Source organism: Marivita sp. NO-S04 (assembly GCF_059070475.1).
The window spans coordinates 270,890-292,661 of sequence record NZ_CM180980.1 but is presented as its reverse complement, the minus strand read 5'-3'; the positions used below and the strand labels follow the sequence as shown (position 1 = coordinate 292,661).

Below are 21,772 nucleotides of genomic sequence, written 5' to 3'. Positions count from 1 at the left end.
TTACCCCGGAAACGGCCAAACGCCGAGCCACGCGTGAATACCCGTCATCAGACCGAACATCACCAGCGTGATCACAACAAGAACCACGTCTTTCTTTGCCTCGCCCGGCTGCGGACGATCCCACACAGGCACGGCCTTGTTGATCAGGATAACCTCAAGCACCGCCCAGGCCAGCATCCCGCCAAACAGGATGAGCGACGCCAGATCGCCATTCACCAACAGGTGCGCCACCGCCCAAATCTTGACCGAGGTCAGCTGCGGATGCCGCATTTTCCCACGCAGACGGCCCGTCGTCGCGCTCATGCCAAAGACGAACACAGCAATCACCATCAGCAGGTTGTTGATGTGCACCATGAAAGAGGGCGGGTTCCACACAGGGATAAACTCGGCCCCGCGATAACCCCAGATCATCAGGCCCAGGCTGACAAGCAGCAGCACCGCCACCACGCCCTTACCCTTGTCGCCCATCGCCGCGCGCTGTTCGGGCGCGACGCGTTTGAAAATATGGGCTCCAACCCAAATCAGCAGTCCGAGAACTAGAAGGCCCATCATGGCTTACCCCGCTTGGATGGTTTCGATTGCCTCTGCTTTTGCCAGTATTTCACGCGCCGTGGCAACGTGAAGGTTCTCGACAATCTTGCCATCGACCACGGCCACCCCTTGGCCCTCGGCCGCCGCCGCCTCGAACGCTTCGATCTGGCGGCGCGCAAGGTCGATCTCTTCAGGGGCAGGCGCATAAGCGATGTTGGCGATGTCCACCTGCGCGGGATGGATCAGCGTCTTGCCGTCAAAGCCCATATCGCGGCCCTGCGTACATTCCGCCTTCAGCCCCTCATCATCCTTGAACGCGTTGTACACACCGTCCACGATCACCAGCCCCTCGGCCTTGGCCGCCAGCAGGCACATCGACAAAGAGGTCAGCAGCGGCAAACGATCCGCGCGGAACCGGGTCTGCAATTCTTTGGCAAGGTCATTGGTGCCCATCACCATACCCGCCATCTTAGGATGCGCCGCAATCTCGGCCGCGTTCAGCATCCCGCGCGGCGTTTCCATCATCGCCCAAATCGGCAGGTCGCCAGTGATCTTGGCCAGCGCATCCAACTGCGCCGCGCTTTCCACCTTGGGCAGCAGCACCGCGTCGCAGTCCATCTGTGCCACCGCTTCCGCATCCGCCCGGCCCCATTCGGTGTCCAGCGCGTTGATCCGCACAATCCGCACCCGCGCACCATAGCCACCAGCCGCCAGCGCCGCTTTCAGCGTTTCTCGCGCGGCGGGCTTTTCATCCACGGCCACAGCATCCTCGAGGTCAAAGATGATCGCATCCACTGGCAAACCACGCGCTTTTTCCAGCGCTCGGTCCTTCGATCCCGGAATATAAAGAACCGAGCGATAAGGGCGGCTGCGCATGTCCATGACGGTCTCCTGAGCGAGTCTTGAGTAATAATGTTGCGCCAGAGAGCTACATTCTTTTGCAAAAACTGCAAGAGCAGATGTGCCGCACCGCAGAAAAAAGCTGCTGCACCCGCATTCCGTACGGTTCGTTAACTCTTTTCTCACCGATCCACCGGACGCTCTGCCCCATCACAGCCGACAAAGGGGTAAGGCGATGAAACAGAACTTCTGGACAATGACCGTGCTGGCCATCGGCGCGCTGATGGCGTCTTCGACACTGACACAAGCGCAACAAAACTGCGCGGCGCGCGAGACTGTGATCGAACGATTGGCCAGCGCCTATGGCGAAACCCGCCAGTCCATCGGCCTCGCGCAGAACAACACCATGGTCGAGGTCTTCGCCTCTACCACCACCGGCACATGGACGATCACCGTCACCAACGCCTCGGGCCTTACCTGTCTTGTCGCCAGCGGTCAGGCGTTTGAACGGACCACGGAAACCCTGCCAACACCTGCCGAGGACGCCTAGGTCAACGCGTCAAAGATCAGCTTTGATCCGGTCACCATAAGCAACACATAGGTCAGACCGAAAAACACCCGTTCGGGCACGATGTGATGTGCCCGGACACCCAGATAGGTCCCCAAAATCGCAAACGGCGCCAGCGCAAGATTCAGCGTCAGCGTCTCCAGCGTGAAAAAGCCCATCGCGGCATAGATCCCCGCTTTCAGCACGTTCATCGCCCAGAACACGATCACGGTCGTCGCCTGAAACGCCGTTTTGCTCAGCTTTCGTCCCAGCAGATACACCGCCGCAACAGGCCCACCCGCGTGGCTGACAAAACTGGTAAACCCCAGCGCAACACCCGCCGACACCCCCGCCGTAGGCGACATCGGCCGATCCCCGATCTTCACCAAGCCTGCGGCCTGTACCAATTGCCAGACCACGAACCCGATAGAGATCCCCCCGATCAGAAACCGGATCGCATCGTCATCCGCCCAGCCAAAAAACAACGCACCCAGAAACGTGCCCGGCACGCCGCCCCACAGCAAAAGCCGCGTTTCCGGCCAGCTCCACTTTTTCCAATAGGCAGGCAGGCTCACAACGTCGATCAGCATGAGAAGCGGCAGCATGATGCCCAGCGCAATCGCCGGTTCCACCACCAGCGCCAGAATCGACGCGCTGGCAAAGGCGGCACCCGACCCAAAACCGCCCTTCGAAACACCTGCAAACAGCACAGCAGGCACGCCCAGCGCAAAAACTGTCCAGCTCAGAGCATCCATGAAACCCCCACTTTCCCAAGGCGTTTCATTGACATATCGCGACCCGTCCCAACCTGCCAGCCAAGACGTGCGTCTCCGCCGCACTTGCGAAATAACCCAAGTCGGACTAGCACAGCGAAAATTCAAAACGGACCGGAGACAAATTCCATGGCCAGACCCAAGATTGCCCTCATCGGCGCGGGACAGATCGGTGGCACCCTTGCTCACCTCGTGGCACTCAAAGAGCTGGGTGACGTCGTTCTCTTCGACATCGCCGAAGGCACCCCCGAGGGCAAGGCGCTCGACATCGCCGAATCCGGCCCGTCCGAAGGGTTCGATGCCAAACTTAAAGGCACACAGGACTACGCCGATATCGCCGGCGCAGACGTCTGCATCGTCACAGCCGGTGTGCCGCGCAAGCCCGGCATGAGCCGCGACGACCTGCTGGGCATCAACCTCAAGGTCATGAAATCCGTCGGCGAAGGCATCGCCGCCAACGCGCCCGACGCGTTCGTGATCTGCATCACCAACCCGCTCGACGCGATGGTCTGGGCGCTCCAGCAGTTCTCGGGCCTGCCCGCGAACAAGGTCTGCGGCATGGCCGGCGTTTTGGACAGCGCCCGCTTCCGTCACTTCCTGTCGCTCGAATTCGATGTGTCGATGAAAGACGTCACAGCCTTCGTTCTTGGTGGCCACGGCGACACGATGGTTCCGCTCACACGCTATTCCACCGTCGCAGGCATCCCTCTGCCCGATCTGGTCAAAATGGGCTGGACCACCCAAGACAAGCTAGACGCAATCGTCCAGCGCACCCGCGACGGCGGCGCAGAGATTGTGGGTCTGCTGAAAACCGGCTCCGCCTTCTACGCGCCTGCCACCTCGGCTATCGAAATGGCCGAAGCGTACCTCAAGGACCAGAAACGCCTCCTGCCCTGCGCGGCCTATTGCGACGGCGAATTCGGCCTTGATGGCTTCTATGTTGGCGTGCCCACCATCATCGGCGCAGGCGGCATTGAAAAGATCGTCGACATCACTCTGACTAAAGACGAGCAGACGATGTTCGACAACTCCGTCAACGCTGTCAAAGGCTTGGTTGAGGCGTGCAAAGGCATCGACGAAAGCCTGAATTGATCAACTTGGAACAAACCGATGTGAATTGTAACCGGCGGCCCCGCAGCCGCCGGTTTTTTATAATTGATAGATTGATATTGCCAATCACTTAGATCGGGCTTCCAATCGCCGAGCACGTAGCGCTTGTTTGCGCTTGCGAAAATCGCCGCGCCAAGACTGCCACTCGTCTTCCGTCTCGAAGAGGATTTGATCTCGTTGACGTTCCGCAATAAACTCGGCAATTTCGGTTTCGCTGGGCACATACCAATCTGTATTCTGGTCCAAAAATCCAAACAAGCAGAGCGCATCGAAGCATTTTTGGAAATTAATCAGTGCGATCTGCTGATTTGTATGGACTACCGCCGGAAAAAGCATCCTGTCGATCACATTCAGAAAAAGCGCAGGCTGGGGATCAAAGGCATAAAATTGACTTGTGATCATCTTTGAAACCATTTCGCGCCGCTGAATGATCGCGATTTTTTGCTCGGGCTTCTTGAGAAATGAATACAAATGCAGTGCAGATCCTTCAGTAAAGACGATCATTTCGGACTCTGAATATTGTCGGGCCTGTTCTTCTATCGAATGTTCTTCGGGCGCAAACACCTCAAATCCGGCAGCCTCGAAATTACGGGTCAAAATGTCTTCACAAGCGATCCCGCCTGTGTTCGTCGGCATCCGGAAACGGGATACGAAGAGCTTTTTTCCTGGAACGATTGGGATTGACCTGTATTGCGCCGTTCGCTTTTGAACCCATTGAACGAAATGCGTATCCGCTCCGCCGAACCAAGCTTCACCATATCGATCTTGTGCCGTGTAATACGGATCGGCCTGCACAGAGTCGTACGTCACCAGTATCGGGTTTTTGACGCCAAAAAGCGCGTTGATCTTATAAAGTGTTGCCGCAATTGCCTCGGACTTTGTTTTTAGATGCGGTCTGACGAGATAATGAAGCGTGGTGTCTGGCGGCAATCTATCGACGGCCCAGATCCGTCCCAACGCAGACGTCAGCAAATGGCCGAACATGTGGTTGATGCATCCCGCAAAGAGCGCTGGTCCCTCTAAGCGAATGATGTTCTCTGGTACATCAATTGGGCCTTTCGGCCAAATTGACCTCGCAAAAGTAGTGCGAAAATCGCTGTGTGGTGCAACGTTTCCTTGGGCGTCGACAACGCCAAATAGCGTTGCACGCCCCGCCTGCCCCACCAGACCACCGACGTAGGCAAGACCATCCGGTGTCTCATGAATCTCGGATAGCACGTGCTTTGCGATCATTGCCCTGCCTGCCGGTAGCATTGGGTTCACTCATCTTGCCCGAGAAACCCCTTAGTGTTTCCCAAGGGATAACAAAGACCTCGGAGAATACGAAGAAAATTCTTGGGAATTGATTCGGTCCTTGGTCAAAGAGGTTTCAAAAAACATGGATTTCGGAGCGGCCATCCTCAGTCGGGAATCACAGCCCAGACAATTCCTCCCATAACCCGCACCTTCTGTGATCACACTATTTTTAGCTGTGATCACAAATGTCGGTTTTTTGCCGATTTGCCCGCCCTGCGGCAAAAAAACCGTTAAGTGTTCGGTCTTCACCCTCTTATATCGGCCAAAATCGAAGCAATAGACGGGACAGTTGACCGATGAACATCCACGAGTATCAGGCGAAAGCCCTGCTACGCAGCTACGGCGCCCCGGTGTCGGATGGCCGCGTGGTCCTCAAGGCCGAAGAGGCCAAGACCAAGGCAGGCGAAATGGACGGCCCGCTCTGGGTGGTCAAGGCCCAGATCCACGCGGGTGGCCGTGGCAAGGGCAAGTTCAAAGAAGAAAGCGCTGGCGAAGCTGGCGGTGTGCGCCTTGCCCGTTCGGTTGAGGAAGCCGCTGAAGAAGCCAAAAAGATGCTGGGCCGCACCCTTGTGACCAAGCAGACAGGCGAAGCGGGCAAGCAGGTCAACCGCATCTATATCGAAGATGGCTCGGGCATCCAGACCGAGATGTATCTGGCCCTTCTTGTTGACCGCCAGACCTCCCGCGTCTCTTTCGTCGCCTCCACCGAAGGCGGCATGGACATCGAAGAGGTGGCAGAAAGCACGCCCGAGAAAATTCTCAGCTTCTCGGTCGATCCGGCCACGGGATACCAAGCGTTCCACGGTCGCCGCATCGCGTTCAACCTTGGCCTTGAAGGCAAGCAGGTGAAGCAATGCGTGGCACTCATGGGCACGCTCTACAAGCTCTTCACCGACAAAGACATGGAGATGCTCGAGATCAACCCGCTCATCGTGTCTGACGACGGCGATCTGAAATGCCTTGATGCCAAGATGGGTTTTGACGGCAACGCGATCTACCGCCACCCGGAAATCGCAGAACTGCGCGACGAGACAGAAGAAGACCCCAAAGAGCTTGAGGCGTCCAAGTACGACCTCAACTACATCGCTCTGGACGGTGAGATCGGCTGCATGGTCAACGGCGCGGGCCTAGCCATGGCGACGATGGACATCATCAAACTCTACGGGGCCGAGCCTGCCAACTTCCTCGACGTGGGCGGCGGTGCGACCAAAGAAAAGGTCACCGAGGCGTTCAAGATCATCACCTCTGACCCGCAGGTCAAAGGCATCCTCGTCAACATCTTCGGCGGCATCATGCGCTGTGACGTGATCGCCGAAGGCGTGATCGCGGCCGTCAAAGAGGTTGGCCTCAAGGTGCCGCTGGTTGTGCGGCTCGAAGGCACGAACGTCGAAAAGGGCAAGGAGATCATCCAGAACTCCGGCCTCGACGTGATCGCTGCCGACGACCTCAAGGACGGTGCGCAGAAGATCGTGAAAGCGGTCAAGGGCTGATGATCCGGGCTGGCTGGATAACCGCACTTGCCTGTGTGGCCATTCCCGGCTGGGTCGCAGCCGGGCCGTTTGACGATCCGGCAGACGCAGGCGCTTTGATGGGTGAGGCGTGTGTTACCACATCTCTCGACTTCGATGCCCTGTTTGCATCCGCACAAGAACGCGCAATCGCTGCAGGGTTGCCGCAAGTGATGGCTTCTGACGAAGCTGCCATGTTCGGCAATCCCGGCGGTGCACATGTGGTGTTCTCACGTCGGATCGACTCCATGGCTTGCCAGCTCACCATCCCACCCGACCCCGGAACCGAGGCGTTCTTTGCCAACCTGCGCGACATCATGCAGGCCCGGATCGACGCGACATACCCCGGTGCGCTCTCAGATGAGATGGACAAACCATCGCCACACGAGGCCGCACATCAATGGGTCTTCCGCGTCCCCAAGGAACGCCATTTCGCCGTCTCGCACAGCTGGATCCGCGACAGGGGGGTCTCCCTCTCGATCGGCTACAGCCAGATTTACGAATAATTCCGCTCCGCGCGGACCGAACGACAGAAGTAGGAGAGCCACCGTGGCCGTACTCATCGACGAAAACACCAAAGTGATCTGCCAGGGCCTGACCGGCTCGCAGGGCACCTTCCACACCGAACAGGCCATCGCCTATGGCACCAAGATGGTCGGCGGCGTCACACCGGGCAAAGGGGGGATGACCCATCTTGATCTGCCGGTCTTCAACTCGGTCCACGAGGCCAAGCACGCAACAGAGGCGAACGCGACCGTGATCTACGTGCCGCCGCCCTTCGCCGCAGATTCGATCCTCGAAGCGATTGACGCCGAAATGGAAGTGATCGTTTGCATCACCGAAGGTATCCCGGTCATGGACATGATGCGCGTCAAGCGCGCGCTCGAGACCTCCAAGTCGCGTCTGATCGGCCCGAACTGCCCTGGTGTCATCACACCCGACGCCTGCAAGATCGGCATCATGCCCGGCCACATCCACCGTCGCGGCAGCGTCGGGGTTGTGTCGCGCTCTGGCACGCTTACCTACGAAGCCGTGAAACAGACCACTGACGTCGGCCTTGGCCAGTCCACCTGCGTCGGCATCGGTGGCGACCCGATCAAAGGCACAGAGCATATCGACGTGTTGGAATGGTTCCTCGCGGATGACGAGACCGAGAGCATCATCATGATCGGTGAGATCGGTGGATCGGCCGAAGAAGAAGCGGCGCAGTTCCTCGCCGATGAGAAGAAAAAAGGCCGTTGGAAGCCGACCGCAGGCTTCATTGCAGGCCGCACTGCCCCTCCGGGTCGCCGCATGGGCCACGCTGGCGCAATTGTTGCAGGCGGCAAAGGTGGTGCCGACGACAAAATCGAAGCGATGAAGTCCGCAGGCATCGTTGTTGCTGAAAGCCCCGCCAGCCTTGGCGAAGCGGTGCTGGCTGCGATCAAGGGTTAAGGCAGACACCGGGCCTTGGACCGGACTGCGTGAAAAACAGTGAGCCGGGCATGTGCCCGGCTTGCGCACAACCAGAAAGCCGCGCGATAGCGGATCGGACGATCCTCTTTCCTGCTGCTTGATCAGACCGGTTCGGGAGGACCACGACACATGACGGATCAGAGCCCTAACGATCTCTTCCACGCTTCCAGCTTTATGCAGGGGCACAACGCCGCGTATCTGGAACAGATGTACGCGCGCTACGCAAACGACCCCAACGCGGTCGATGAGGCATGGCAGGCGTTCTTCCGGCAATTGGGCGACGACGATATCAGCGTCAAGAAAGAGGCGACCGGCCCAAGCTGGGCGCGCACGGATTGGCCGCCGATGCCGAACGACGACCTGACCGCCGCGTTGGATGGCCAATGGCCCGTCGCACCGGCAGAGATCAAAGGCGCCGGAGACAAGATCAAGGCCAAGGCCGAGGAGAAGGGCGTTCAGGTCACCGACGACGCGATCCAACGCGCGGTGCTCGACTCCATCCGCGCCCTGATGATCATCCGCGCCTACCGCATCCGGGGGCACCTTGCCGCCGATCTTGACCCATTGGGCATGCGCGAGCAGACGGCACATCCAGAACTCGATCCGAAATCCTATGGCTTCACCGAGGCCGACATGGACCGTCCGATCTTTATCGACAACGTGCTGGGCCTCCAGATCGCGTCAATGCGAGAGATCCTCGACATCGTGCGCCGCACCTATTGCGGCACCTTCGCGCTGCAATACATGCACATCTCCGATCCCGAACAGTCCGCGTGGCTCAAGGAACGGATCGAAGGCTACGGCAAGGAAGTCGCCTTTACCCGCGAAGGCCGCAAAGCGATCCTGAACAAGATGGTCGAAGCCGAAGGTTTCGAGAAATTCCTCCACGTCAAATACATGGGCACCAAGCGCTTTGGTCTTGATGGCGGCGAAAGCCTGATCCCCGCGATGGAGCAGATCATCAAGCGCGGCGGCAACCTTGGCGTTCAGGAAATCGTCATCGGCATGCCACACCGGGGCCGCCTGTCGGTTCTGGCCAACGTGATGCAGAAACCCTACCGCGCGATCTTCAACGAATTTCAGGGCGGCAGCTTCAAACCGGAAGATGTCGATGGCTCGGGCGACGTGAAATACCACCTCGGTGCCTCCTCCGACCGCGAGTTTGACAACAACACCGTCCACCTGTCGCTGACCGCCAACCCGTCGCACCTCGAAGCGGTGAACCCGGTGGTTCTGGGCAAGGTCCGCGCCAAGCAAGACCAGATCGGCGATACCGAGCGCCGCAAGGTCATGCCAATCCTGTTGCACGGCGATGCGGCCTTTGCAGGTCAGGGCGTTGTGGCCGAATGTTTCGCCCTGTCGGGCCTGCGCGGCCACCGCAGCGGCGGCACGGTTCATATCGTTGTGAACAACCAGATCGGCTTCACCACCGCGCCGCACTTCTCGCGCTCGTCACCCTACCCAACTGACAACGCACTGGTGGTCGAAGCGCCGATTTTCCACGTCAACGGCGACGATCCCGAAGCCGTGGTCCACGCCGCCAAAGTGGCGACCGAGTTCCGCCAGAAATTCGGCAAGGACGTTGTCATCGACATTTTCTGCTACCGTCGCTTTGGCCACAACGAGGGGGATGAACCGATGTTCACCAACCCCTTGATGTACAAGAAGATCAAACAGCAGAAGACAACGCTGTCGCTCTACACCGAACGTCTGGTCAAGGACGGCCTCATCCCCGAAGGCGAAATCGAGGATATGAAGGCTGCGTTCCAGGCGCATCTGAACGAAGAGTTCGAAGCGGGCAAAACCTACAAGCCCAACAAGGCCGACTGGCTAGACGGGCGCTGGAGCCATCTCGACCGTCAGGACAAAGACGACTACCAACGCGGCCAGACCGCGATCAGCCCTGAAACCATGTCTCAGGTGGGTGAATCCCTCAGCCGCCTGCCTGATGGTTTTCCGGTGCATAAAACCGTGGCGCGTCTGCTCGAAACCCGAAAAGAGATGTTCGAAACCGGCGTGGGCTTTGACTGGGCCACGGCAGAGGCTCTGGCCTTTGGCTCGTTGCTTACCGAAGGCTACCCCGTCCGTCTTGCCGGTCAGGACAGCACGCGCGGCACGTTCAGCCAGCGTCATTCGGGCATCGTCAATCAGGACACGGAAGAACGGTACTATCCGCTCAACCACATCCGCGAAGGCCAGTCGCGTTACGAAGTGATCGACTCCGCCCTGTCGGAATACGCGGTGCTTGGTTTCGAATACGGTTACTCGCTGGCAGAACCGAACGCACTGACCTTGTGGGAAGCCCAGTTTGGCGACTTCGCCAACGGCGCGCAGATCATGTTCGACCAATTCGTCAGCTCGGGCGAAAGCAAGTGGCTGCGCATGTCGGGCCTTGTTTGCCTGCTGCCGCACGGGTTCGAAGGTCAGGGCCCAGAACACTCCTCCGCGCGCCTTGAACGCTTCCTGCAGATGAGCGGTCAGGACAACTGGATCGTGGCCAACTGCACCACCCCGGCCAACTACTTCCACATCCTGCGCCGTCAGCTGCACCGCTCTTTCCGCAAGCCGCTCATCCTGATGACACCGAAATCGCTTCTGCGTCACAAGCTAGCGGTCTCCAAGACCGAGGAATTCACCACTGGCTCCAGCTTCCACCGGGTGCTGTGGGACGATGCGCAATATGGAAACTCGGACACCACTTTGGTCAGTGACGACAAGATCAAGCGCGTTGTGATGTGTTCGGGCAAGGTCTATTACGACCTTCTCGAAGAGCGCGACGCACGTGGCATCGACGACGTCTACATCCTCCGGTTCGAGCAGTTCTACCCGTTCCCGGCCATCTCGGCGGTCAAGGAACTGGAACGCTTCCCGCAAGCCGAAATGATCTGGTGCCAGGAAGAACCCAAGAACCAAGGTGGCTGGACGTTCATGGAGCCAAACCTCGAATGGGTTCTGGGCCGCATCAACGCCAAGCACCTGCGCCCCCGCTACGTGGGCCGCGCCACATCGGCCTCCCCGGCAACGGGTCTGGCCAGCCAACACAAAGCACAGCAAGCCGCGCTCGTGAACGATGCGCTGACGATCGAAGGGAACTAAGACATGACAACCGAAGTGCGTGTGCCCACCTTGGGTGAATCCGTGACAGAAGCCACGGTCGCCACATGGTTCAAGAAACCGGGTGACAGCGTTGCCGTGGACGAGATGCTGTGTGAACTGGAAACCGACAAGGTGACGGTCGAAGTGCCCTCGCCCGCTGCGGGCACATTGGCCGATATCGTGGCGGGTGAAGGCGAAACAGTGGGCGTCGATGCCCTGCTTGCCAACATCGCCGAAGGTGGCGCAGCAACTGCCGCCCCCGCCAAAGCCGAAGCTCCGGCAGCGGCAGCCGCGCCCTCTGGCGGCAGTGGCAAATCGGTTGACGTGATGGTCCCAACCTTGGGTGAATCCGTGTCCGAGGCGACTGTTTCCACATGGTTCAAGAAAGTCGGCGACACCGTCGCGCAGGACGAAATGCTCTGCGAGTTGGAAACCGACAAGGTCTCGGTCGAAGTGCCCGCCCCAACCGCTGGCGTCCTGTCCGAAATCGTGGCCGCGGAAGGCGCAACCGTTGCAGCCGGTGGCAAGCTTGGTGTGATCGGTGGCAGCGCAGGCGCTGCAGCCGCACCAAGCATGCCGGGCAGCGATGCCGCGGGTGGCGAACAGTACACGACACCCAGTGCCGGCCAGGGCCGCGCCAGCGGCGATGTGGAAAACGCCCCCTCCGCCAAAAAAGCCATGGCCGAAGCAGGTCTTTCCGCCGAGCAGGTTCAGGGCTCGGGTCGCGATGGCCGCGTGATGAAGGAAGACGTGGCCAAGGCCGTGGCCGCTGCATCCAGCGCACCTGCCGCCCAGACATCTGCACCCGCTCCGACGCCACGCGCACCCGTCAGCGCCGATGATGCCGCCCGCGAAGAACGGGTCAAGATGACCCGCCTGCGCCAGACCATCGCTCGCCGCCTCAAGGATGCGCAGAACACCGCCGCGATCCTGACCACCTATAACGAGGTGGACATGACCGAGACGATGGCCCTGCGCAGCGAATACAAGGACCTCTTCGAAAAGAAACACGGCGTGCGCCTTGGCTTCATGTCCTTCTTCACCAAGGCATGCTGCCACGCGCTCCGCGAAGTGCCCGAAGTCAATGCCGAGATCGACGGCACCGACATCGTCTACAAGAACTTCGTCCACATGGGCGTCGCCGCAGGCACCCCGCAGGGGCTGGTGGTTCCGGTCATCCGCGATGCCGACCAGATGAGCTTTGCCGAGATCGAAAAGGCGATTGCCGAAAAAGGCCGCCGCGCCCGCGATGGCAAGCTCAGCATGGCGGAAATGCAGGGCGGCACCTTCACCATCTCCAACGGCGGTGTCTACGGCTCGCTCATGTCCTCGCCGATCCTCAACCCGCCGCAATCGGGCATCCTCGGCATGCACAAGATCCAGGACCGCCCGATGGTCATCAACGGCGAGATCAAGATCCGCCCGATGATGTATCTGGCCCTCAGCTACGACCACCGCATCGTCGACGGCAAAGGCGCCGTGACTTTCCTCGTCCGCGTGAAAGAAGCGCTCGAGGATCCGCGCCGTTTGCTGATGGATCTGTAAAGACGTGTGCACGCACCCTGCCACACGGTAGGGTGCGTGATCTCAGGCATCACGGGATGCGCCCATGACCCCCGAACTCACCGCCCTCACCCTCGCCGCCCTGCTGCAAGTGCTGCAATTCGCAGCCTATTCCATCACGGCGCAACTGCAGGTCGGCACGAAAAAGGCGCTCAGCCCGCGCGACACGCCGGTGCAACTGACGGGCAAAGCAGGCCGCCTGCAAAGGGCGATGAACAACCATTTCGAAGGGCTGATCCTGTTCGGCATCGCCGTCATGGTGATCACCTATTCCGGTCAGGGCAACGGCAGCACCGCCATCGCCTGCGCCATATACCTCGCCGCACGGGTCCTCTACGTGCCCGCCTATGTCTTCGGCTGGGTGCCGTGGCGCTCCCTGATCTGGGCGATTGGTTTTACAGCCACGCTCTACCTGCTACTCAGCGCACTTATGTAGCTTCATCTTGCCCATAAACTCCGGGGGAGTCGCCGGAACGGCGGCGGGGGCAGCGCCCCCTCTCCCCACCCAATACAAAGGACACCGCAAAATGGCACAATACGACGTCATCGTCATCGGCTCAGGCCCGGGCGGCTATGTGGCCGCGATCCGCTGCGCGCAGCTCGGTCTGAAAACCGCCTGCGTCGAAGGCCGCGAGACCTTGGGCGGAACCTGCCTGAACGTCGGCTGCATCCCCTCCAAAGCGCTGCTGCATGCCAGCCACCAGTTGCACGAAGCGGAACACAACTTCGCCAAGATGGGCCTGAAGGGCAAAAGCCCCTCGGTCGACTGGAAGCAGATGCTCGCTTACAAGGACGACGTGATCGGCCAGAACACCAAGGGCATCGAGTTCCTGTTCAAGAAAAACAAGATCGACTGGCTCAAGGGCTGGGGCTCCATTCCCGAAGCGGGCAAGGTCAAGGTCGGCGACGACGTGCATGAGGCCAAGAACATCATTGTGGCCTCCGGCTCCGAAGCGTCCTCCCTGCCCGGCATCGAGATTGACGAGAAGGTCGTCGTGACCTCCACCGGCGCGCTGGAACTGCCGAAGATCCCGAAAAAGATGATCGTGATCGGCGCGGGTGTGATCGGTCTGGAACTGGGCTCGGTCTACAGCCGTCTGGGCACCGAAGTCGAAGTGATCGAATTCCTCGATGCCATCACCCCCGGCATGGATGGCGAGGTCCAGAAAACTTTCCAGAAACTGCTGCAGAAACAGGGTCTGAAATTCACCATGGGCGCCGCCGTTCAATCCGTTGACGCATCCAAGTCCAAAGCCAAAGTCACCTACAAACTGCGCAAGGACGACAGCGAACACACGATGGACGCGGATGTGGTGCTCGTCTCAACGGGTCGTCGCCCCTATACAGACGGGCTGGGCCTCGATGCGCTGGGGATCGAGATGTCCCAGCGCGGTCAGATCAAAACCGACAGCCACTGGCAGACCAACGTCAAAGGCATCTACGCCATCGGTGATTGCATTGATGGCCCGATGCTGGCCCACAAGGCGGAAGACGAAGGCATGGCCTGCGCCGAGGTGATCGCGGGCAAGGCAGGCCATGTGAATTACGGCGTCATTCCGGGCGTGATCTATACCCACCCCGAGGTGGCCAATGTTGGCCAGACCGAGGAACAGCTCAAGGAAGCGGGCCGCAACTACAAGGTCGGCAAGTTCAGTTTCATGGGCAATGGTCGCGCCAAGGCGAACTTTGCCGCCGACGGCTTTGTGAAGATCCTCGCAGACAAGGACACCGACCGCATTCTAGGCGCACATATCATCGGACCGATGGCAGGCGATCTCATTCACGAGATCTGTGTTGCGATGGAGTTCGGCGCGTCAGCTGAGGATCTGGCCCTCACCTGCCACGCCCACCCGACCTATTCCGAAGCGGTACGCGAAGCCGCGCTGGCTTGCGGCGACGGTGCCATCCATATGTAAACGCATGTGCTGGGGGACGCCTTTTCGAAAAGGCGTCCCCCAAGCGCGTGTCAACGCGCTTGCAAACGCGGTTTCGAAACCGCGTCATCAAGGCTCTTCGAAGAGCCTTTCCTGTCTCTAAAAGAAGCGGCGCCGCCCCGTTGGGCTGACGGTCTTCCGAAATATCGAGGATCGCTCCCCGGACCTGTGCCCGTCTCCGGGCCTACGTGAAACCGGTTTCTCAAGGTCGGCGCGTCACCGCCAATACGGAAAACCATCATGTCTTTCGCGGTGTGGGAGTGACCCTCTCCGCTCGTTGCGCAACGTGGGGGAACCCTGCATCCCATCCGTTAAGGTTTCCGAAACCGCCCGTACGGTCCAGTTTTGTGCTACACTCACACGTGTCGGAAAACGGAAAGGACAGAGCATGCATCTGGGCGCATTTTCGGTCAGCCTCGCGGTCAAGGACCTCACCGCCTCAAAAACCTTCTACGAAGCCATCGGGTTCGAAACGCTGGGTGGCGATGCGGCGGCAGGCTAGCTCATGCTCAAGAGCGGAGACACCGTTTTGGGCTTGTTTCAGGGAATGTTCGAAAAGAACACCCTGACCTTTAACCCCGGATGGGATCAGTCGGCACAGCCCTTGGACGACTTCATGGATGTGCGGGCCATTCAGGCCGATCTGAAATCAAAGGGTCTGACGCTAGACGTGGCAACCGACCCCGAAGGCACCGGCCCCACGCATATCGTGCTTACCGATCCAGACGGCAATCCGGTGCTGATCGACCAGCATCGCTGATCACCACATGCGCGGGATGGCGTTCACTTCATAGTTGGCATCATACTCCGGACCACCCAAAGCACCGTCGGTCATGTCCGCTAGGATATCTCCCACGGTCGGCAAGCCGTCAGGGAGCGGCGCACCCTCCCATAGTCCCGATCGCATCAACGCTTTGGCGCATTGGGTGTAGACCTCGGACACTTCTGTCACGATGACGGTGGCAGGCTGAATGTTCTTCTTTTCGAACGAAGCGCGCAGATCGGCGTCGTCAGTGATCCACGCCTTGCCGTTGACCCGCACGGTGGTCTTGGTGCCGGGGATCATGAACAGAAACGCGATGCGCGGATCTTCGATCAGGTCACGCAGCCCGTCCAGCCGATTGTTGCCGCGCCAGTCCGGCAGCAGGATCGTGCGCGGATCGGCAACCCGAACCACCGGATCGATATCACCGCGTGGCGTGCCATGGGTGCCGCGTGCGCCCGCCGTCGAGATCACGCAGAACTTTGCGGCTTCGACCCAGCGGCGATAGCTGGGAGTCAGGTGATCCGCCACCTTGCTGAGAGATGCCGGATTGGGCGCACCGTAAAGCGCTTCAAGATCGTTGATGGTTTCAATGCGGCGCATGGAATCCAGCCTCCTGGTTCAGGCGGTTCGATGCAGTCTCGATCCGCGTTTCCAGCAGTGTCAGGAACTCATCACGTGGCAGACCCGGTTGGATCGGCTCAAGAAACTCGACAACCGCTGTGCCCTGTTTGCGGTATATGCCGCGTTTCGGCCAGAATAGCCCGACATTGGCCGCCACGGGGACGCAGGGCTGGCCAAGCTGTTCATAAAGCACCGCCGTGCCCACCTTGTAGGGGGCCCTGACGCCCGGCGCGATACGGGTGCCTTGCGGGTAGATGATGAGTTGCCCCGGCGTGGCCGAACCCTTTTTCACACCGTCAACCATCTGTTTGATCGCAGCGGCGCGTTTGCCCCGGTCCACAGGGACGCAGCCGATCCGCAGCCCGTATTGACCGACGATGGGGGCGTATTTCAGGATGCTCTTCATAATGAACTTGCCCGCGGGCACTGCCGAGAAGACAAGAAACACGTCCAGAAAGCTTTGATGTTTGGAGGCAACGATACATGCGTAGTCCGGCGGTGTACCCCGGATTTCGGTCTTTAACCCGATCATCCAAGGCGCAGCCCAGCGCACGTACCGGCAGACGTTCATGCAGCCTGCGCGCGCGCCTTTGCGCGACACCAAGGCCCATGGGAACAGCCCAAGGCCCACCACCGCGATGGCAACATAGACCGAGATCACGAACAGCAGCGAGCGCACCCACTGGATTGCGTATGCCATCAGGCCAAGTCCTCCAAAACGCGTCCTGCCGCATAGCGCGTGGCGACAAACGCGACCAGCCCTGACAGCGGTGGGATGAGCAGAACCCAGACCCAGCCGATGCCCTGAATGCTCAGATCTGTAAGCACGCCTGCGCTACCGCTGCCCGATGGCACGATCATCAGTGCAACAATCCCGGTCAGCGTACCAAAGGCGGCCCCAGTCAGGGCGCGCAGGGCAAACCGCCGGACAAAGGCGCTGGCGATATAGGTGTCCTTGGCCCCCACCAATCGCAGCACAGCGATCACCTGCGCATTGGCGGCAAGGGCCGCATTGGCGGCCAGCGTCACCATCGCGGCAGTGGCGGTGGCGATCAGCAGGATCGACGCCCACCCCAGCAGGCGCAACCGGGCTGCCGCGTCGATCAAAGGACGGCGCCAACGGGCGTGGTCGTCCAGAACGGCGGCAGGCGCTTCTGCGGCCAGACGCAGGCGCAGGCCAGCGGCATCATACCCGCCGTCAGTCTCGGTGATGTCGATCAGTTGCGGCAGCGGCAGGTCGTCGATGGGCAGATCAGCACCAAACCAAGGGCTCAGCAACGCGCGTTGCTCGTCCAGTGTAAGTGCGCGGGCATCGACGATACCCGGTGTGGTCCGCAATACACGCAGGGCTGCTTCGGTCTGGGTCGCCACTTCGCCTGCAGGGGCAGAAATCCGCAGGGTCGAGGATTGTGCGAGTTCATTGCCCCAGCGATCTGCCACGCGACCCGCAGCCAAAGACAAGGCCAGCGCAAAGACCACGAGGAACGACATCGCAAAGGCGCTGAACAAGGTCAGACGCGCGGTGAAGCCCGTCGGTGGCACGACACGATCCGCGCGTTCATCAAATTGCAGCATCCGCGCCGCTGTGCGCAGGTCGAGCCTCACAGGTCGGCTCCGGCCATCTGAAGCCTGCGGTTCGAGATCCGCAGAACCCGTGTCTGCACCTGTGCCTTGGCGGCCCGGATCAGGCCCAGATCATGGGTGGCGATCATGATCGTTTTGCCCATCCGGTTGAGTTCGACCAGCAGCGTGAGCAGGCGCTGTGACATCTCCCAGTCGATATTGCCGGTGGGTTCATCCGCAAGGATCACCTCGGGCGACATAATCACCGCACGGGCCAATGCCGCACGCTGGCGTTCGCCGCCAGAGAGTTCGGGCGGCAGCGCATCGGCCCGACCGGTCAAACCGACCCATGCCAAAAGCTCTTTGAGATTGGCATCAGCACCACCCGGATCCTGCCCGGACACTGTAAGCGGCAAGGCGACGTTTTCGGTCACGGGCAGATGGTCAAGAAACTGGCAATCCTGATGTACCACACCGATCTTGCGACGCAGGAGCGCCACGTCATCGCGGCTCAGGCCACGCACATCCCGGTCGAACAATCGGACATGTCCGGCTGTTGCCTGAAGCGCACCGTAGCACAGTTTGAGGAAAGTGGTTTTTCCCGATCCTGACGGGCCGGTGAGGAAATGAAACGACCCCGGCGCCACGTTCAGGGTCATATCCGTCAACAATTCTCCGCCGCCATAACTATAGGCCACATTTTCCAACTCGATCACGGCGGTCTGGTCCCTGCCACTGGTTCGGCGTTGTTGTGCCTGAGCATCGTGCAGGTTTCAATGCGCCGGGACAGCCACAATAGGCATTTACATGCGCAAACCGAAGCCTATTGTGCGATTTCACCAAGGAGCATGTGAGTTGGCCGCAAAATTCAGGCCAACTGGGTTAAGGGGCAACAGGCAATATGCGGCTGAAATGTCCGAGTTGTGGGGCGCAGTACGAAGTCCCGGACGATGTCATCCCAGAAGATGGCCGGGACGTTCAGTGTTCCAATTGCGGCAACACGTGGTTCCAAGCCCCTGATCGCAGCGCCACTCCGGAAGCTCTTGAAGCCGAAGCGAAAGCCCCGAAAGATGCCGTTTGGCATCCCGAGGTGGATGCGGATGTCGACGACCGTCCTTCCGTGAATCAAGAGGCCGCGCCGGGCAGCACTCCGCCATCGACGCCACCCAAGCGCCGTGAATTGGACCCATCGGTTGCGGACATCCTGCGCGAAGAGGCCGAGCTTGAAGCCCGCGCTCGTCAGGCCCAAGGCGGGAGCCTTGAAGAGCAGCCTGATCTTGGGTTGCAAGAACCCGAGGACGAGGCGGCAAAGCGTGCCCGCCAAGCGCAGGAACGGATGCGCAAGCTACGTGGCGAAGACCCCGACGCCGCTGCAGTGGCTGCCGCTGCCTCGGCTGTCGCGGACCGCCCGAAATCCCGGCGCGACATGCTGCCGGACGTGGAAGAGATCAATCAGACCCTACGCGCTTCGAACGAACGCAAGGAAATGCGCAGCGTTCAGGCCGATTTGGAAGATGACGACGAACCCACCGGTGGCTTTGGCCGCGGTTTCATCTACGCGATCCTGCTTTTCGCTATTGCTGCAGCTCTTTACGTGTATGCACCGCAGGTCGGCGAAACCGTGCCGCAGTTGAAGGCTCCTATGGAGTCTTATGTGACGATGGTCGATCAGCTTCGGGCATGGCTGGATCAACAGGTTGCCATGCTTATGGGTTTGATCAGCGGTGCACCTGCGGATGCAACAGCAACAGACGGGTCTTGAACCGCTGAAAGCTTTGGCAGGACGGGTCGGCACGCCTCGATATTTGGACTTATCTGTCCAATAGGTCTGGCCCTAACGCCGGACACCTGTTCTGATCAAGATGAAAGCGCCAGAGCGACTGTCGCATCCGGCCCATTGTGATTCTCAAACGGAGGTGACGACCATGGACGGTACACTGACCAAGAACGACCTGAGCCACGTGGTCGAAGCCGATCGCGCCCATGTGTGGCACCACCTGATCCAGCACAAACCCTTCGAGACGAACGATCCCCGGATCATCGTAGAAGGCAAGGGCATGCGGGTCTGGGACCAGAAGGGCAAAGAGCATCTTGATGCCGTGTCCGGTGGCGTCTGGACGGTGAACGTCGGCTACGGCCGCGAAAGCATTGCCAAGGCAGTGTACGACCAGCTCTTGAAGCTCAACTATTTCGCAGGCTCTGCCGGGTCGATCCCCGGTGCGCTTTTCTCGGAAAAGCTGATCTCGAAGATGCCGGGCATGACGCGGGTGTATTACACAAACTCGGGGTCCGAGGCGAATGAGAAAGCGTTCAAGATGGTCCGCCAGATCGCGCACAAGCGCTATGGCGGCACCAAGCACAAGATCCTTTACCGCGACCGCGATTACCACGGCACCACCATAAGCGCCTTGTCGGCAGGCGGTCAGGACGAGCGCAACGCGCAGTACGGGCCGTTCACGCCCGGCTTCGTGCGCGTGCCGCATTGCCTTGAGTACCGCGCGGGCGATCAGGGCGCTCCGACCGAGAATTACGGCGAATGGGCCGCCGACCAGATCGAACAGGTGATCCTGCGCGAAGGCCCGGACACCGTGGGCGCACTCTGCCTTGAGCCGGTGACCGCTGGTGGCGGCGTCATCACCCCACCGCAGGGCTATTGGGACCGCGTGCAGGAGATTTGCCGCAAATACGACATCCTGCTGCATATCGACGAAGTGGTCTGTGGCGTGGGCCGCACCGGCACATGGTTCGGCTATCAGCACTACGGCGTGCAGCCCGACATGGTGACGATGGCCAAGGGTGTGGCCTCGGGCTATGCCGCGATTGCCTGCCTTGTGACCACCGAGGACGTGTTCTCGATGTTCAAGGACAATGCTGACGATCCGATGAACTACTTCCGCGACATTTCCACCTTTGGCGGCTGTACGGCTGGTCCGGCAGCGGCGCTCGAGAACATGCGGATCATCGAAGACGAAGACCTGCTCGGAAACACGACGGCGATGGGCCACTACATGCTGGACCAGCTTCATGCGCTGGCCGACAAGCACAGCGTGATTGGCGATGTGCGCGGCAAGGGTCTGTTCCTCGGTGCAGAACTGGTCGAGGATCGCGAGTCCCGTAAGCCGATGGCGGAAAAGCGGGTTCAGAAAGTGGTCGCTGACTGCATGCAGCAAGGCATCATCATTGGTGCCACCAACCGCTCCCTGCCAGGCTATAACAATACGCTCTGCTTCAGCCCTGCGCTGATCGCCACCAAGGATGACATCGACCAGATCATCGCATCGGTTGACGAGGCCTTGGGCCGCGAATTTGGGTGAGTGACCCTCTGATCACGGCCCAGCGCCTGAACGCGCTGGGCCAACCCGTCGGTTTTCCTCTTGCCGACACATCGCCCCGCCCGGTGCCGCCGCGCACCGATATGGTGGGGCGCAATTGTTCTGTGGTGCCGCTTTGCGCGGATCACGCAGATGATCTTTACAACGCCTTTCGCGCAGACACTGAAGACCGCATCTGGACCTATCTGCCCAACGGCCCCTACCACGACCCTGTCACGTTTCGCGCATGGGTCGAAGAGGCGGTATCTTGGGATGACCCGCTGATGCATGCGATCCTTGTCGATGGTCGTGCTGTGGGTCACGCGAGCTACCTGCGCATCGCCCCAGCCAGCGCCAGCATCGAGGTGGGATACATCAATCTGTCCCCCGCGCTGCAACGCACCCGTGCCGCGACTGAGTTCCAGTTCCTGATGATGCAGCGCGCTTTTGATGAGCTGGGCTATCGCCGCTACGAATGGAAATGCGACGCGTTGAACACGCCATCGCGCAAGGCGGCAGAACGACTTGGGTTCACCTATGAAGGTACGTTCCGGCAGGCAACGCATTACAAGGGTCGGAACCGGGATACGGCGTGGTTTTCGATCATCGACAGCGAATGGTCCAGCCTGAAGCAACGCTTCGAACGCTGGCTTTCGCCAGAGAATTTCGACGCGGCCGGTCTCCAGAAACACAGCTTGTCCACAGTGTGACAGCGGAGTGACGCGCAGGCCGAGCCACAAAGCTGCGCCTTGATCTGCGCCGCAATGGGTCTATCCCATAAAGCCAAACTGGTGTCACATGGCCCTCACCATGACGAATACGGCGACCACCCCTGCAAAATGCGCAATGGTATTTGGT

The 21,772-nt window shown here is 60.0% G+C and carries 21 protein-coding genes; 13 read left to right on the top strand and 8 right to left on the bottom strand.

Annotated elements, in window-relative coordinates; all coding sequences use genetic code 11:
• Positions 1-549: an NnrU family protein gene (locus ACK3EW_RS01545; RefSeq protein ID WP_493809786.1), complete on the bottom strand. Its 549-nt coding sequence runs from the start codon at positions 547-549 to the stop codon at positions 1-3.
• A 6-nt stretch (positions 550-555) separates the two neighbouring features.
• Entirely contained in the window at positions 556-1,413 is an 858-nt protein-coding gene (locus tag ACK3EW_RS01540; protein WP_493808183.1) for an HpcH/HpaI aldolase/citrate lyase family protein, read from the bottom strand.
• Between the two features lie 193 nt (positions 1,414-1,606).
• Here ACK3EW_RS01540 and ACK3EW_RS01535 point away from each other — a divergent pair, with 193 nt between their 5' ends.
• A complete protein-coding gene (locus ACK3EW_RS01535; protein ID WP_493808182.1) occupies positions 1,607-1,921 on the top strand; it encodes a hypothetical protein in 315 nt (104 codons plus the stop codon).
• Here ACK3EW_RS01535 and ACK3EW_RS01530 read toward each other — a convergent pair.
• A complete protein-coding gene (locus ACK3EW_RS01530) occupies positions 1,918-2,673 on the bottom strand; it encodes a sulfite exporter TauE/SafE family protein (protein ID WP_493808181.1) in 756 nt (251 codons plus the stop codon). The two genes, ACK3EW_RS01535 and ACK3EW_RS01530, sit on opposite strands and share 4 nt — an antisense overlap.
• A gap of 147 nt (positions 2,674-2,820) precedes the next feature.
• Here ACK3EW_RS01530 and mdh point away from each other — a divergent pair, with 147 nt between their 5' ends.
• Entirely contained in the window at positions 2,821-3,783 is a 963-nt protein-coding gene (gene mdh, locus ACK3EW_RS01525) for a malate dehydrogenase (RefSeq protein WP_493808180.1), read from the top strand.
• An 84-nt stretch (positions 3,784-3,867) separates the two neighbouring features.
• On the opposite strand, the gene ACK3EW_RS01520 is transcribed toward mdh, so the two are convergent.
• Complete coding sequence (locus ACK3EW_RS01520; RefSeq protein WP_493808179.1) at positions 3,868-5,034, bottom strand: glycosyltransferase 61 family protein; 1,167 nt, start codon at positions 5,032-5,034, stop codon at positions 3,868-3,870.
• Between the two features lie 359 nt (positions 5,035-5,393).
• Between ACK3EW_RS01520 and sucC the strand changes: the two genes are divergently transcribed.
• The 8 genes from sucC (at position 5,394) to ACK3EW_RS01480 (ending at position 15,413) form a co-directional block, all read left to right on the top strand.
• Positions 5,394-6,587: an ADP-forming succinate--CoA ligase subunit beta gene (sucC, locus tag ACK3EW_RS01515; protein WP_493808178.1), complete on the top strand. Its 1,194-nt coding sequence runs from the start codon at positions 5,394-5,396 to the stop codon at positions 6,585-6,587.
• Positions 6,587-7,111 carry a hypothetical protein gene (locus ACK3EW_RS01510; protein ID WP_493808177.1) on the top strand — a complete coding sequence of 175 codons (525 nt, stop codon included), beginning with the start codon at positions 6,587-6,589 and terminating at the stop codon, positions 7,109-7,111. Before sucC ends, ACK3EW_RS01510 begins: the two co-directional genes overlap by 1 nt.
• A 43-nt stretch (positions 7,112-7,154) precedes the next feature.
• Entirely contained in the window at positions 7,155-8,039 is an 885-nt protein-coding gene (gene sucD, locus ACK3EW_RS01505; protein ID WP_493808176.1) for a succinate--CoA ligase subunit alpha, read from the top strand.
• 150 nt (positions 8,040-8,189) lie between these two features.
• Complete coding sequence (locus ACK3EW_RS01500) at positions 8,190-11,156, top strand: 2-oxoglutarate dehydrogenase E1 component (protein WP_439120175.1); 2,967 nt, start codon at positions 8,190-8,192, stop codon at positions 11,154-11,156.
• Between the two features lie 3 nt (positions 11,157-11,159).
• On the top strand, positions 11,160-12,701 hold the full coding sequence (gene odhB / locus ACK3EW_RS01495) for a 2-oxoglutarate dehydrogenase complex dihydrolipoyllysine-residue succinyltransferase (protein ID WP_493808175.1): 1,542 nt from the start codon (positions 11,160-11,162) through the stop codon (positions 12,699-12,701).
• 64 nt (positions 12,702-12,765) lie between these two features.
• The gene (locus ACK3EW_RS01490) at positions 12,766-13,155 is read left to right on the top strand and encodes an MAPEG family protein (protein ID WP_493808174.1); all 390 of its coding nucleotides are present in this window, start codon (positions 12,766-12,768) and stop codon (positions 13,153-13,155) included.
• Between the two features lie 91 nt (positions 13,156-13,246).
• Positions 13,247-14,635 carry a dihydrolipoyl dehydrogenase gene (gene lpdA / locus ACK3EW_RS01485; RefSeq protein WP_493808173.1) on the top strand — a complete coding sequence of 463 codons (1,389 nt, stop codon included), beginning with the start codon at positions 13,247-13,249 and terminating at the stop codon, positions 14,633-14,635.
• Positions 14,636-15,158: 523 nt separating this feature from the next.
• On the top strand, positions 15,159-15,413 hold the full coding sequence (locus ACK3EW_RS01480) for a VOC family protein (RefSeq protein WP_493808172.1): 255 nt from the start codon (positions 15,159-15,161) through the stop codon (positions 15,411-15,413).
• Here ACK3EW_RS01480 and ACK3EW_RS01475 read toward each other — a convergent pair whose 3' ends face one another.
• Genes ACK3EW_RS01475 through ACK3EW_RS01460 form a run of 4 tightly spaced genes read right to left on the bottom strand, consistent with a single transcriptional unit; the run spans position 15,414 to position 18,319 of the window.
• Positions 15,414-16,019, bottom strand: coding sequence for an MSMEG_1061 family FMN-dependent PPOX-type flavoprotein (locus ACK3EW_RS01475; protein WP_439120171.1), 606 nt, complete (start codon positions 16,017-16,019; stop codon positions 15,414-15,416).
• The gene (locus ACK3EW_RS01470; RefSeq protein WP_493808171.1) at positions 16,006-16,740 is read right to left on the bottom strand and encodes a lysophospholipid acyltransferase family protein; all 735 of its coding nucleotides are present in this window, start codon (positions 16,738-16,740) and stop codon (positions 16,006-16,008) included. Before ACK3EW_RS01470 ends, ACK3EW_RS01475 begins: the two co-directional genes overlap by 14 nt.
• Positions 16,740-17,615: a cell division protein FtsX gene (locus tag ACK3EW_RS01465; protein ID WP_493809785.1), complete on the bottom strand. Its 876-nt coding sequence runs from the start codon at positions 17,613-17,615 to the stop codon at positions 16,740-16,742. Before ACK3EW_RS01465 ends, ACK3EW_RS01470 begins: the two co-directional genes overlap by 1 nt.
• 26 nt (positions 17,616-17,641) lie before the next feature.
• Positions 17,642-18,319 (bottom strand): cell division ATP-binding protein FtsE, encoded by a 678-nt coding sequence (locus ACK3EW_RS01460; protein WP_439120169.1) that lies wholly within the window; start codon positions 18,317-18,319, stop codon positions 17,642-17,644.
• A 185-nt stretch (positions 18,320-18,504) separates the two neighbouring features.
• On the opposite strand from ACK3EW_RS01460, the gene ACK3EW_RS01455 reads away from it, so the two are divergent.
• The 3 genes from ACK3EW_RS01455 to ACK3EW_RS01445 all read left to right on the top strand — a co-directional run bounded on the left by ACK3EW_RS01455 (position 18,505) and on the right by ACK3EW_RS01445 (position 21,624).
• Positions 18,505-19,365: a zinc-ribbon domain-containing protein gene (locus ACK3EW_RS01455; RefSeq protein ID WP_493808170.1), complete on the top strand. Its 861-nt coding sequence runs from the start codon at positions 18,505-18,507 to the stop codon at positions 19,363-19,365.
• A gap of 163 nt (positions 19,366-19,528) precedes the next feature.
• A complete protein-coding gene (locus tag ACK3EW_RS01450; RefSeq protein ID WP_439120167.1) occupies positions 19,529-20,917 on the top strand; it encodes an aminotransferase family protein in 1,389 nt (462 codons plus the stop codon).
• Complete coding sequence (locus ACK3EW_RS01445) at positions 20,914-21,624, top strand: GNAT family N-acetyltransferase (RefSeq protein WP_493808169.1); 711 nt, start codon at positions 20,914-20,916, stop codon at positions 21,622-21,624. The genes ACK3EW_RS01450 and ACK3EW_RS01445 overlap by 4 nt, the downstream gene beginning before the upstream one ends.
• The last annotated feature ends 148 nt before the right edge of the window (positions 21,625-21,772 follow it).

What these genes read in the sequence shown, in the direction of transcription:
- ACK3EW_RS01535 (WP_493808182.1), top strand. Translation starts at nt 1,607, where the DNA reads ATGAAACAGAACTTCTGGACAATGACCGTGCTGGCCATCGGCGCGCTG.
- ACK3EW_RS01470 (WP_493808171.1), bottom strand. Translation starts at nt 16,740, where the DNA reads ATGGCATACGCAATCCAGTGGGTGCGCTCGCTGCTGTTCGTGATCTCG.
- odhB (WP_493808175.1), top strand. Translation starts at nt 11,160, where the DNA reads ATGACAACCGAAGTGCGTGTGCCCACCTTGGGTGAATCCGTGACAGAA.
- ACK3EW_RS01500 (WP_439120175.1), top strand. Translation starts at nt 8,190, where the DNA reads ATGACGGATCAGAGCCCTAACGATCTCTTCCACGCTTCCAGCTTTATG.
- ACK3EW_RS01475 (WP_439120171.1), bottom strand. Translation starts at nt 16,019, where the DNA reads ATGCGCCGCATTGAAACCATCAACGATCTTGAAGCGCTTTACGGTGCG.
- sucC (WP_493808178.1), top strand. Translation starts at nt 5,394, where the DNA reads ATGAACATCCACGAGTATCAGGCGAAAGCCCTGCTACGCAGCTACGGC.
- ACK3EW_RS01490 (WP_493808174.1), top strand. Translation starts at nt 12,766, where the DNA reads ATGACCCCCGAACTCACCGCCCTCACCCTCGCCGCCCTGCTGCAAGTG.
- lpdA (WP_493808173.1), top strand. Translation starts at nt 13,247, where the DNA reads ATGGCACAATACGACGTCATCGTCATCGGCTCAGGCCCGGGCGGCTAT.
- ACK3EW_RS01545 (WP_493809786.1), bottom strand. Translation starts at nt 549, where the DNA reads ATGGGCCTTCTAGTTCTCGGACTGCTGATTTGGGTTGGAGCCCATATT.
- ACK3EW_RS01450 (WP_439120167.1), top strand. Translation starts at nt 19,529, where the DNA reads ATGGACGGTACACTGACCAAGAACGACCTGAGCCACGTGGTCGAAGCC.
- ACK3EW_RS01520 (WP_493808179.1), bottom strand. Translation starts at nt 5,034, where the DNA reads ATGATCGCAAAGCACGTGCTATCCGAGATTCATGAGACACCGGATGGT.
- ACK3EW_RS01530 (WP_493808181.1), bottom strand. Translation starts at nt 2,673, where the DNA reads ATGGATGCTCTGAGCTGGACAGTTTTTGCGCTGGGCGTGCCTGCTGTG.
- ACK3EW_RS01455 (WP_493808170.1), top strand. Translation starts at nt 18,505, where the DNA reads ATGCGGCTGAAATGTCCGAGTTGTGGGGCGCAGTACGAAGTCCCGGAC.
- ACK3EW_RS01540 (WP_493808183.1), bottom strand. Translation starts at nt 1,413, where the DNA reads ATGGACATGCGCAGCCGCCCTTATCGCTCGGTTCTTTATATTCCGGGA.
- ACK3EW_RS01480 (WP_493808172.1), top strand. Translation starts at nt 15,159, where the DNA reads ATGCTCAAGAGCGGAGACACCGTTTTGGGCTTGTTTCAGGGAATGTTC.
- ACK3EW_RS01465 (WP_493809785.1), bottom strand. Translation starts at nt 17,615, where the DNA reads ATGCTGCAATTTGATGAACGCGCGGATCGTGTCGTGCCACCGACGGGC.
- ACK3EW_RS01510 (WP_493808177.1), top strand. Translation starts at nt 6,587, where the DNA reads ATGATCCGGGCTGGCTGGATAACCGCACTTGCCTGTGTGGCCATTCCC.
- mdh (WP_493808180.1), top strand. Translation starts at nt 2,821, where the DNA reads ATGGCCAGACCCAAGATTGCCCTCATCGGCGCGGGACAGATCGGTGGC.